Below are 12,707 nucleotides of genomic sequence, written 5' to 3'. Positions count from 1 at the left end.
CTAAAAAACACCCTCGCCCCAAACTCGCCCTAAATGATTTTTAAAGTTATCCTTTTTTATCCTAAAAGAAAAACAAAAAAACCCGTAAATCGGGCTTTCTTTTCGGATAAATTCCTATAAAATAGTATAAAAAAGGCGGTAGACGGATTTGAACCGACGATCAAGCTTTTGCAGAGCCGTGCCTTACCACTTGGCTATACCGCCTTAACTTTTATTATTATACCTTGAAAATTGTTTCTCGTCAATAGTTTTCTTTTCTGAAAACATAAGATTCAAATGTTTAAAAAAACATGCGACAAAATATTCTGAAAATTCGTTTACTTTTTAAAAAAACTGTGGTATAATCTTCAATATCCACAATTTAAAACGAGGAGTTTATAAACATGAAAAAAAGTCGGATTCTTGCGGTAGCGGGAGTATCCTTGCTTGCTGTCGGAGTACTTGCTGCATGTTCAAATTCAAATGCAGGTTCAAGCAACACAAAATTAGCATCAGATTATAAATACGTTTATTCAGTTGATCCTGAAACATTGGATTATGTTGTTAACAACGTTGACTCTACTTCTTTTGTTACTACAAATGCGGTAGATGGTTTGCTTGCTAATGATAAATATGGAAACCTTGTACCATCGATTGCTGAATCATGGACAGTTTCACAAGATGGTTTGACTTACACTTATAAGATCCGTAAGGATGCTAAGTGGGTTACTGCTGAAGGAGAAGAATATGCTCCAGTTAAAGCCCAAGACTTTGTGACAGGTTTGAAACACGCGGTAGAAGGCAAATCAAAAGGTTTGTCAGTTATTAGTTCATCAATTAAAGGACTCAACGCTTACATTAATGGTGAAACAAACGACTTTTCAACGGTTGGTGTAAAAGCAGTTGACGACAACACTCTTGAATATACATTGAACCAACCAGAAACTTTCTGGAATGACAAAACAACAAACGGCGTGATGATGCCAATTAACGAAGATTTCCTTAAATCAAAAGGGGAAAGCTTTGGTGCACCTACAGATCCATCTTCTATTTTGTACAATGGACCATTTGTTTTGAAATCAATCACAGCTAAATCATCAATTGAAATGGCTAAGAACGACGCTTATTGGGATAAAGATGCTGTTAAAATTCAAAACATCAAATTTACTTACTGGGATGGTAAAGACCAAGATGTTGTTGCCAAAGGATTCTCAGAAGGACAATACAGTAAAGCTCGTATCTATCCTACTAGTTCAACATATGAAAAATATGCGTCTGAGTTCAAAGATAATATCTTCTTTAATGAACCAGGATCAGCTATCGCTACTGTAAGTGTGAACTATGGTCGTACAACTTATAACCATACTTCAAAAACAACAGATAGCCAAAAAGAATCTACAAGAAAAGCTTTGCTAAACAAGGAATTCCGTCAAGCTCTTAACTTTGCGGTAGACCGTAATTCATACTCGGCTCAGACAAATGGTACAGAGGGAGCTGCGGTTGGAATCCGTAATACTTTCTCACCATATGATCTTCAAGTTGGGGACAAACAGTTTGGTAAACTTGTAGAAGAAAGTCTTGCGAAGACAAACTCAAGCACATGGTCAAACGTATCGCTTGCTGATTCGCAAAATGGTCTCTACAACGAAGAAAAAGCTAAAGCTGCCTTTGCAAAAGCAAAAGAAAGCTTGAAAGCAGAAGGGGTAGAATTCCCAATTCACTTGGATGCTCTAACAATCCAAGAGTCTACAGCAGTTGTAAACCGTGTTCAATCACTTAAACAGTCTATTGAAAACGTACTTGGAGCTGACAATGTTGTCATCGATCTTCAACAAATGACTCAAGCAGAAGCATTACCACTTTCATTTAGTGCTCCAACAGCTAAAGAACAAGACTGGGATATTCATACCTTGACTGGATGGAATCCTGATTACCAAGATCCATCAACTTTCTTAGACCAGTTCACGATTAAAGGCGGTAATACTCGTTTGATTATGGGTATCGATAAAGATACTGATGCATCAGTTATCCAAAAACTTGGTTTGTCTGACTATGAAAAATTACTTGATGAAGCAAACAAAGAAAATCAAGACGTTCAAAAACGTTATGAAAAATATGCCCTTGCACAAGCTTGGTTAACAGACAACGGTTTGACAATTCCTGTAATGGCAGGTCCGAAAGAAACTGCTGTATCATTTGTATCTAAAGTTATTCCATTTACTTCTTCATACTCAGTTGCGGGTCTTAAAGGAGAAACCTCAGGTTACTTGAAGTACACTGAAGTTGGTGAAAAACCTATTACAAAAGAAGAATACCAAAAAGCTCGTGAAAAATGGATCAAAGAAAAAGCTGAATCAAATGAAAAAGCTCAAAAAGAATTAGCGAGCCACGTGAAATAAATAATGCTCATCAGAACTTTCTCTCCAAAAGGAGAAGGTTCTTTTGGGATTTTAAAGGAAATAATATGAAAAAATATGTTTTTATGCGTATCTTGCGGTCGTTAGTTTCTATCTTTTTAGTAACGACCTTGATTTACACAATCATCTATACGATGGTTCCACGGAAGTTGATCTTCAAACAAGATACTAACTACAATAAAATTGCAACAACAGCTGATAAACGTGATAACTATGAAAATACCGTTTTTGAGCGTATGGGGTATATCGAATATTACGATACGAAAGAGTTGCAGGAAAAAGCTAGTAGCATTGACCCTTCTGTAACCGTTGATGCAAACGATACAAATAAAGCTATCTACGAAAAATATATCCAACAACTTGGTAACGGTTGGACTTTGGGTGTATTCACAGAGAGCGGACAATTCTATGCTACTCGTGAAATCCCTATTTTCGAGCGTGTGTTCAAATTCTATGCAAACTTGCTTGACATTGACCATACAAACAAGATTCAAGACCCGGAAAATCCTAATTTAGAGCGTTATTTGCGATTTGAAAACGATCCGGCTATTGGATGGTCTCTAGTAGGTTCAGGGACTAAACATAAATACCTCTTGTACTTCAACAGTCAATTCCCATTTGTTCACCAAAACTTTGTCAACTTGAACTTAGGAGATTCTTACCCAACTTATGCCAATACTCCTGTTCTTCAAGTTATCACACAAGGTCAAGGACAAACCAAGACTTCAGAAGTTCAATTCCCAACTGGTAAGAAAACATCATCAGTTAACATTTACTCAAGAACCTACAAATCTCCAAGTCAAGCAGATGCACGTGAAGTAGCAAACTATGGTAAGGATGATCCTTATACAGCTACTGAAAGTAATTATCAATATCCTTCAATGATTACAAGCTCTGCTATCACAGGTTTGATTGGTCTTGCTATTTCATACGCGATTGCAATTCCACTTGGTTCTGCAATGGCTCGTTACAAAAATACATGGATTGATAGTTTCTCTACAGGAGCTTTGACCTTCTTACTTGCTCTTCCAACGATTGCCCTTGTATACATCATTCGTTTGATTGGTTCTTCAATTGGATTCCCAGATTCATTCCCTATCTTGGGTGCTGGAGACTGGCGTTCATATGTTTTACCTGTAGTGATTTTGGGCTTGTTGGGTGCACCTGGTATGGCAATTTGGATTCGTCGTTACATGATTGACTTACAATCTCAAGACTTCGTTCGTTTTGCACGTGCAAAAGGTCTATCTGAGAAAGAAATTTCAAACAAACACATCTTTAAGAACGCTATGGTACCACTCGTTTCAGGTATTCCAGGTTCTATTATTGGTGTTATCAGTGGAGCAACTCTTACAGAAACAGTCTTCGCTTTCCCTGGTATGGGTAAAATGCTGATTGACTCTGTAAAAGCATCAAACAACAATATGGTTGTTGGTCTTGTCTTTATCTTTACATGTATTTCTATCTTCTCATTATTTGTAGGGGATATTTGGATGACTATGATTGACCCACGTATTAAACTGACAGAGAAAGGAGGCAAATAATGTCTACAATTAGTAATGATAAATTTCAATTTGTAAAACGTGATGATTTTGCCTCTGAAGCAATTGATACTCCTGCTTATTCATACTGGGGTTCTGTCTTTAGACAGTTTTTGAAGAAAAAATCAACAGTCATCATGCTCGGTATCTTGATTGCCATCGTTTTGATGAGTTTCATCTATCCAATGTTCTCAGATTTTGACTTTAACGATGTAAGTAAGGTAAATGATTTTAGTGCTCGCTATATCAAACCGAATGGTGAATATTGGTTCGGTACAGATAGTAACGGGAAATCTCTCTTTGATGGTGTCTGGTTTGGAGCTCGTAACTCTATCTTGATTTCTGTAATTGCGACCTTTATCAACCTTGTTATCGGTGTGATTGTAGGTGGAATCTGGGGTATTTCAAAATCAGTAGACCGTATCATGATGGAAGTCTACAACGTTATCAACAATATTCCATCGCTATTGATCGTTATCGTTTTGACTTACTCTATCGGAGCAGGTTTCTGGAACTTGATTTTTGCCATGAGTGTAACTACATGGATTGGTATTGCTTATTCAATCCGTATTCAAATCATGCGTTATCGTGATTTGGAATATAACCTTGCTTCTCAGACGCTGGGGACACCAACTTATAAAATTATAGTAAAAAATATTATGCCTCAGTTGGTATCTGTTATCGTGACGACTTTGACACAAATGCTGCCAGCCTTTATCTCGTATGAAGCTTTCCTTTCATTCTTTGGACTCGGATTGCCGATTACAGTTCCAAGTTTGGGACGTTTGATCTCAGATTATTCTCAGAACGTAACGACAAATGCCTACCTCTTCTGGATTCCATTGACAACTTTGGTCTTGGTTTCTTTATCACTATTCATTGTTGGACAAAACTTAGCCGATGCTAGTGATCCACGTACACATAGATAGGAGTAGAAATGACGAATAATAAAAATGTAATTTTATCTGCTCAAGATATTGTCGTGGAATTTGATGTTCGTGACAAAGTTTTGACCGCTATTCGCGGAGTTTCTCTTGAGTTGATTGAAGGAGAAGTTCTTGCCTTGGTTGGAGAATCAGGTTCGGGTAAATCAGTTTTGACAAAAACTTTTACAGGAATGTTAGAAGAAAACGGGCGTATCGCTCAGGGGAGCATCGATTACCGTGGACAAGACCTAACAGCACTTTCGTCTCACAAAGATTGGGAACAAATTCGTGGGGCTAAGATTGCAACTATCTTCCAAGATCCTATGACTAGTTTGGATCCAATCAAAACAATCGGAAGCCAAATTACTGAGGTTATTATTAAACACCAAAGTAAAACAGCTAAAGAAGCAAAAGAAATGGCTATCGACTACATGAATAAGGTTGGTATTCCTGATGCTGAAAAGCGTTTTGAGGAGTATCCATTCCAATATTCTGGAGGGATGCGTCAACGTATCGTTATCGCTATCGCTCTTGCATGTCGTCCGGATGTTCTTATCTGTGATGAGCCAACAACTGCCCTTGATGTGACGATTCAGGCTCAGATTATTGACTTGTTGAAGTCTCTACAAAATGAATATCACTTTACAACAATCTTTATCACACACGACCTTGGTGTGGTAGCAAGTATTGCTGACAAAGTTGCGGTTATGTATGCTGGTGAAATCGTTGAGTATGGTACAGTTGAAGAAATCTTCTACGATCCACGTCACCCATACACATGGAGCCTCTTATCAAGTTTGCCACAGTTAGCTGATGATAAAGGAGAACTATATTCAATTCCAGGTACTCCTCCGTCACTATATACAGAATTAAAAGGTGATGCATTTGCTCTTCGTTCAGATTACGCAATGAAGATCGATTTTGAAGAAAAAGCACCTCAATTTGCTGTGTCAGATACTCATTGGGCTAAAACATGGTTACTTCATGATCAAGCACCAAAAGTTGCAAAACCAGCAGTAATTGCAGATTTACATGACAAGATTCGTGAGAGAATGGGTCTTGTTCATCTGGAAAACTAGGAGGAAGGAAATGTCTGAAAAATTAGTAGAAATTAAAGACTTAGAGATTTCCTTCGGTGAAGGAAGCAAAAAGTTTGTAGCTGTTAAAAATGCTAACTTCTTTATCAACAAAGGTGAAACTTTCTCTCTAGTTGGTGAGTCAGGTAGTGGTAAAACAACGATTGGTCGTGCAATTATCGGTTTGAATAATACCAGTAAAGGGGATATCCTCTTCGAAGGTAAAAAGATCAACGGTAAAAAATCACGAGCTCAAGAAGCTGAAGTAATCCGTCGTATTCAAATGATTTTCCAAGACCCTGCTGCTAGTTTGAATGAGCGTGCAACGGTTGACTATATCATTTCTGAAGGTCTTTATAATTTCCATCTATTTAAGGATGAGGAAGAAAGACAAGAGAAAGTTAAAAAGATTATTAGTGAAGTTGGACTTTTAGCTGAACATTTGACACGTTATCCTCATGAGTTTTCAGGTGGACAACGTCAACGTATTGGTATCGCTCGTGCCTTGGTTATGCAACCTGACTTTGTAATCGCAGATGAGCCGATTTCAGCCTTGGACGTTTCTGTTCGTGCCCAAGTTTTGAACTTGCTCAAGAAATTCCAGAAGGAATTGGGCTTGACATATCTCTTTATCGCCCACGATTTGTCAGTAGTTCGTTTTATCTCTGATCGTATCGCGGTAATTTATAAGGGTGTTATTGTTGAAGTGGCTGAAACTGAAGAATTGTTTAACAATCCAGTTCATCCATACACACAAGCACTTTTATCAGCTGTGCCGATTCCAGATCCAATCTTGGAACGTAAGAAAGTTTTGAAAGTCTATGATCCAGACCAACATGACTATGAAACAGACAAACCTTCTATGGTTGAAATTCGTCCAGGTCATTACGTTTGGGCTAACCAAGAAGAATTGGAACGCTATAAAAAAGAAATGAAATAATCACTAAAGTTTTATAATCTAGCTAGAAGGCTTCTAGAAAGATTATGAAACTTTTTTATTTTGCAGATAAAAACTTGATAATCTATATAAATTTGATATACTGAATACAATAAGAACTAATCTGTTAGAAATGACATGAACTAGGGGAGAATCACATGGACAACCAACCAAATTTTTTTACAGGAATGGCTAGAATTATTGGGACATGCCTCTGGGTAAAAGGAATGGAAGTACTGACTGAGAAGAAGGAATCTGAGCCAAAAGCCTTAGAGGTTGTTAAATTTCTTGCGGCTTATAAAATGATATCTGCTCTGCCTTGGATTGCGGGACTTCCTAGAAAGGAAGATAAAAAATGAAATTTATTTGGGATATTTTATTTTATATCCTAGTCAAGCCACTGATTACGATTGTAGAATTCATTTGGTATCACATTTGTTTATTTTTTTATGAATTCCTTTTGAATTTGTTATATTCGATTTTTAACTGGATTTATAACTGGCTTTTTAGTTTATTTTAAAAGACTCTGAAAGAAATCAAAAGGATGAGTAATTTACTCATCCTTTTTCTATTTTTCTAAATCTTTATAGATTTATTGGGATCACTCTTTTTTACCTTTAAGCAAGAAGGCTGCAGTTAAAGCTAAGCTGAGACTTGCCATGAAGAGGAGTGGGCTGGCCTCTTCTCCAGTGGCAGGAAGTTGTTTGTCATTTGTAGAATTTTCACCATTGAGCTGGTTTTTATTTGCTAATGGACTAGCTTCTTCGATTTGACTTGAGCTTGGTTGTTGGACTTCTGTTTCAGTCTTGTAGACGATAGCATAAGTAGTCAAATCAATGGTGAGAAACTCAAGCATGCCATCACGAATTGTGAAATCTTGTGCTTTCAAGTCTTTTTCTGAACTGAAGCGATAGAATTCTTGGACTGTGCCAGAAATTGGTAACCGAACCAGTACAGCACCTTTTGCTTGGATTAGTTGACCATTTTCATTCTTGAGTTGAATGTCGTAGGCATCATATTTCTTGCCCAAGAGTTCCTGCTTGTCTACTTTCTGGATTTCAAGATAACTTGCTTCACCTAGCTCATTTGATCCACTAATGACTTGAACTCCGGTAGCCTGGTCTTTTAAGGCTTTGAGTTTAAACTCAGGAAGAGAGATGATAGGCGCCGCTTGGTCGCTCGCAGTACCGATAGGGCCAGTGTATTCAGGAATATCCACGATAGGCGCTTCCTGTTCTCCCGCAGTACCGATAGGCTCAGTGTACTCAGGAATATCTACGACAGGAGCCGCTTGGTCGCTCGCAGTACCGATAGGGCCAGTGTATTCAGGAATATCTACGATAGGAGCCGCTTGTTCTCCCGCAGTACCGATAGGCTCAGTGTATTCAGGAATATCTACGACAGGCGCTTCCTGTTCTCCCGCAGTACCGATAGGCTCAGTGTACTCAGGAATATCCACGATAGGCGCTTCCTGTTCTCCCGCAGTACCGATAGGCTCAGTGTACTCAGGAATGTCCACGATAGGCGCTTCCTGTTCTCCCGCAGTACCAATTGGGTCAGTATATTCAGGAATGGTTACTACTGGAGCAGGCTCGTCACCTTTGCTTGTAACAACTTGATCTTCTACAGGTGCAGTTTCCCCTTTTGGCAAGACTGTTACAATAGTACTGCTTCGTGTTTCTCCTAGGATAGCATAAGCTTCTATTGGATTGCCAGTTTTACGTTCCGTAGTTTCAGGAATGTCGATTTCTACCTTGTTATCCTTTATGCTTAATACAGTTTGCTCGCCAGAAGTGACAAGATGATCTTCATCGACTTTTCTTAGGAGTAGGGGATCTGTAACACCAGGGAAGGTCACAGCAACAGCATCCCAGTTACCAGTTGGTAAAGTTAGGGTAACTGTCTTATCTTCTACCTTTATAGGTTCGAGGCTTGGTGTATCTAATGATACTGATGGAGCTTTTAGAATATCGAATGAATCAAGGGAGATTTTCTTTCGTCCGTCTGGAGAATCTGGGTCCACTTTCAAAGTTAGGACATGGTTGCCATCTGCTAGATTAGTAAACTCTCCAATCAATGCTCCTTTTTCGGTAGCTCCGGCAGTGTAAAAGTCAAGGCTTGGCATTTCTTTTCCATCGAGAGTCACAAGTGCCTTACCAAGAGCAGATGTTTTCAGTCCATAGATACGGATACCTGTACCAGAGAATGGAATTCTTGCAGTTGCTTCAGGAGCAAGATTATCGTCTGCATTGATATCTGCATATTTCTCTGTAGATGCATAGAGTTCCGCATCAGTCCAGTCCTTAAATGCCGATCCGTACTGGATACGAGAATCACGATCATCTATTTTCTCTACTGTTTCTCCTTGTCCTGGGAAGACCTTGAAGTAGTCTAAGGAAATTTTTGAGCGTTCACTTCCACGTCCCTTATGTTCACGCTTAACAGTGATAGTCATGAGGTGAGGACCTGAAGAAAGATTTGTATAACGACCGATTAGGATACCCTTTTCAGTAGCTCCAGCCGTATAGAAATCAAGCTCACCAACAGATTTGCCATCGATTGTAACCTCAGCAAGTCCTAATTGAGAAGATTTGAGTCCGTAGATTTCAATACCAGGTCCATTGAAAGGAATGGTTGCTGTTGCATCCTTATCGGAATAATTTCCATTTGAGATATCGGCGTATTTTTCTGTTCCGCCAAATAGTTCTGAGTCAGACCAGTCTCCAAAGGCAGCGCCATACTGAATGCGAGAGTCACGATCGTCCATGAGCTCACTAAAGGCGGAAATTGAAGCAACATCAGAAACAGGTGTTGAACGGTCTCCTAGCATAGCCTTAACGGTATAAGTATAGACATGGCTTGAATTAATAGAACGGTCGATAAAGCGAGTTTGGTTTGTTGTAAATTCACGGACAGTAGAAGTTTGACTAGTTTCATCTCTACTTTCCCGATGGATGACATAATGAGTCGCCCCTTCAACTGTATTGAAGTTGAGTTCAGCAGTCGTTGAATCTTTTCGTTGGGCAGTCAGACGAGTAATACGACCAGGGAAGTTTTCAAAGGTAATGACATCGCCCTTTTGTGTCGTAAGTTGAATACGGTTGTCTTTGATGCGGGTAGCTTGTACTTCCTTACCGTTTACCTTGACAAGGCTAGCTTCGATATTTGGATAGTCTACGACTAAATCCCCACCAACATTAGAAATGAAAGATAGCGTTTCAAGATTCTTTTCTTTCCATTTCATGCTGACTTCAAAGTTACCACGAGCCACTAGACCTGAGACTTGACCATCTTTCCATGCATCTGGAAGGGCTGGTAATGGGGCAATGTAGCCGGTGTGAGACTGAAGGAGCATTTCTGCCATACCGCTGGTTGCACCAAAGTTCCCATCAATTTGGAAAGGAGCGTGCGTATCCCAGAGGTTTTCTAGAGTTGAGGATTTGAGTTGTTCTGCCAGCAAACGATGGGCACGATTTCCATCTAGGAGACGAGCCCAGAGGTTGATTTTATTGGCCTTAGACCAACCCGTTCCGCCATCTCCACGATGGTTTAGGGTTGCGCGTGCTGCTTCCAGATATTCAGGCTGATCTTTGCCAAATAAGGTTCCTGGGAAGAGCCCAACCAGATGAGAAACGTGGCGGTGATGATTTTCAATTCCTTCATTAGTGAATTGAGGACTGTCTTCTTCGTACCATTCCTTGATTCGGCCATCTTGGTTGATATGAAGTGGTTTGAGCTTGTCAAATTTAGCCTTCACTTCTGTCACCAAGTCTTGGTCGACCTTCAGGTGATTGGCTGCTTCCATATAGTCGTGGAATAACTGCCAAACTAGAGATTGGTCAAAGGTATTCCCAATCGTGATAGTTCCATGCTCTGGTGAGTAGGATGGAGAAGAAACCCAACGGTCACTAGATTTGTCGTAGTGCAAGAAGGAATTCCAGAACTTGGCTGTTTCCTTGAGCATTGGATAAATCTTTTCTTTGAGATAAGTTTCATCCTTGGTGAATTTGTAGTAGTCATAGACGTTCTGCATCATCCAAGCATTGGCAGCAGGAGACCAACCCCAGTAATAATTCCAACCTGGAGTTGTCCAGCCAAATGGTGTTGCCTGAGTATGAACCAACCAACCGTTTTCTTGGCCTTCTTTGGATTCGATACCTGCATATTCTTTAGCAGCGATACGACCATAGTAGCGCATGTCATCAATATAATTGACCATTGGCCTAGCAGTTTCTGCAAGATTGTTCATGTAGGCAGGCCAGTAGTTCATCTGAAGGTTGACATTGAGGTGGTAATCTGAGTTCCAAGGTGGATTGTCTACTGCATTCCAGACTCCTTGCAAGTTGGCAGGAAGGGCGTCTGTCTTATCACGAGAAGAGCTGATGAGTAGATAACGTCCGTATTGGAAGAAGAGTTCTTCTAGTTTTTGCCCTTTTTCTGGGTTGTAGGTATGCAGAGCTTCTTTTGTAGTTTGGCTAGACTTGTTGCCACCAAGATTTAGTTGAACACGGTTGAAGAGACTCTGATAATCCTTGATGTGGTTATTTTTTAGGGTTTCATAATCTTTTGCCTTGGCAGCTTCTACGATAGACTTAACAGTATTTTCTACGTCAATATCCTTGCGATAATTGGTTTTTGGATTTTGAGCAAAGTTGGTCTTGGCACTGAGTAAAAGGGTCGCATAGCTGGCTCCGGTGACAGTCAAATAGCCATCTTGTGCAGTGACTTGTCCGTCTGTCTTGATTCCGAGATAGGAAGCAAATTTCAGACCATTGTCTTTGACAGTTCCTTTGAGCAAAATACCATTAGAATCAGTCGTAACTGCTCCTTGTTTATAATTCGAATATTCCCAGGAGTAGTCGCCATTCGCAATCAAATCTTCAGTCAAGCTATTCCAGAGTGTAAAATCAAGGGTTTTATCACCTTTTTTACTCAAGTGGGTGACAGTAACATCGTCAGGATAGCTAGAGAAGGTTTCACGCTTAAAGTTTGTACCGTCTTGGGTATAAGAAGTGGTCGAGATGGCCTCAGAAATATCTAAGCCACGATGATAGTCGGTAACATTCTCCAAGCCTTTCTTTTGGTTGTTAAAGACCATAAAGATATCACCAAAAGATAAGTAACGACCATACTGAGCATTGTTTGGTCCGACTAGGTTGCGCTCCGCTAATTGTTTTGCTTTTTGGCGGTTTCCTTCTTCTAATGCCTTACGAATTTCTGCTAAGACCTTATAGCGGTCTTGATAGTTCCCTCCATTGTAGTCGGTGCTATCCGGTTGTGGCCCACCAGACCAGAGAGTTTTTTCATTGTATTGGATTCTTTCTTCACCGATGAGCCCAAAAACTTTTGCCCCCATTTCTCCATTTCCGACTGGCAGGGCTTGTTTTTCCCAGCCGTCATAAGAAGGAGCAGTTGGTTGGTCGTAATGAAGTTGATAGTTTTCTTGCTTAGTCATAGGAAGTTCTGGTTTTTCACTCTCCTTATTTTCAGAAGGTTCAACTACAGCGTTAGTCTCTGATTGATGATGTGTTTGAGGTGTTTCCTTTTCAGGTTTTACCTCTTTGTCAGCTAATTCAGTAGAAGTTTGATTTTTTGTGCTTGGTTGATTTTCCTTATTCTCTTGAGTGGGTTCCTCTACTTTTGTATTCACTTGAACCGTAGTCTCACTGACACTTGCTTGATTTTCTTTCACTTCGATGCCATCGGCAGCTACATTCTGTGTTGCTAGAAAAACAGCTCCCAGTAAAACAGAAGCAGTTCCAACGGTCAATTTTCGGATGCTATACTTACAGGATTTTTCCCAATAGCTCTTCTCCATAAAAACTCCTTTC

General features: G+C 39.8%; 7 protein-coding genes and 1 tRNA gene. 6 read left to right on the top strand and 2 right to left on the bottom strand.

Features of this window, described 5'->3' with window-relative positions; translation table 11 throughout:
- Positions 1–133: 133 nt before the first annotated feature.
- Positions 134–204 (bottom strand) — tRNA-Cys (locus KBU52_RS05420).
- A 179-nt stretch (positions 205–383) separates the two neighbouring features.
- Here KBU52_RS05420 and KBU52_RS05415 point away from each other — a divergent pair.
- The 6 genes from KBU52_RS05415 (at position 384) to KBU52_RS05390 (ending at position 7,235) form a co-directional block, all read left to right on the top strand.
- A complete protein-coding gene (locus tag KBU52_RS05415) occupies positions 384–2,378 on the top strand; it encodes a peptide ABC transporter substrate-binding protein (RefSeq protein ID WP_254724571.1) in 1,995 nt (664 codons plus the stop codon).
- Positions 2,379–2,443: 65 nt separating this feature from the next.
- The gene (locus KBU52_RS05410) at positions 2,444–3,940 is read left to right on the top strand and encodes an ABC transporter permease (RefSeq protein WP_036752263.1); all 1,497 of its coding nucleotides are present in this window, start codon (positions 2,444–2,446) and stop codon (positions 3,938–3,940) included.
- A complete protein-coding gene (gene oppC / locus KBU52_RS05405; protein ID WP_036752266.1) occupies positions 3,940–4,866 on the top strand; it encodes an oligopeptide ABC transporter permease OppC in 927 nt (308 codons plus the stop codon). The genes KBU52_RS05410 and oppC overlap by 1 nt, the downstream gene beginning before the upstream one ends.
- Positions 4,867–4,874: 8 nt before the next feature.
- Positions 4,875–5,942 carry an ABC transporter ATP-binding protein gene (locus tag KBU52_RS05400; RefSeq protein WP_006151550.1) on the top strand — a complete coding sequence of 356 codons (1,068 nt, stop codon included), beginning with the start codon at positions 4,875–4,877 and terminating at the stop codon, positions 5,940–5,942.
- 10 nt (positions 5,943–5,952) lie between these two features.
- Positions 5,953–6,879, top strand: coding sequence for an ATP-binding cassette domain-containing protein (locus tag KBU52_RS05395; RefSeq protein ID WP_006147851.1), 927 nt, complete (start codon positions 5,953–5,955; stop codon positions 6,877–6,879).
- A 155-nt stretch (positions 6,880–7,034) separates the two neighbouring features.
- Entirely contained in the window at positions 7,035–7,235 is a 201-nt protein-coding gene (locus KBU52_RS05390) for a hypothetical protein (protein ID WP_006147852.1), read from the top strand.
- 242 nt (positions 7,236–7,477) lie between these two features.
- Here KBU52_RS05390 and KBU52_RS05385 read toward each other — a convergent pair whose 3' ends face one another.
- Positions 7,478–12,694, bottom strand: a complete 5,217-nt coding sequence (locus KBU52_RS05385) for an SIALI-17 repeat-containing surface protein (protein ID WP_254724570.1) — start codon at positions 12,692–12,694, stop codon at positions 7,478–7,480.
- Between the last annotated feature and the right edge of the window lie 13 nt (positions 12,695–12,707).

This window comes from Streptococcus sp. 9.1(2021), assembly GCF_030466425.1.
Lineage (GTDB): Bacteria > Bacillota > Bacilli > Lactobacillales > Streptococcaceae > Streptococcus > Streptococcus wuxiensis.
This window is presented reverse-complemented; position numbering and strand designations above follow the sequence as displayed.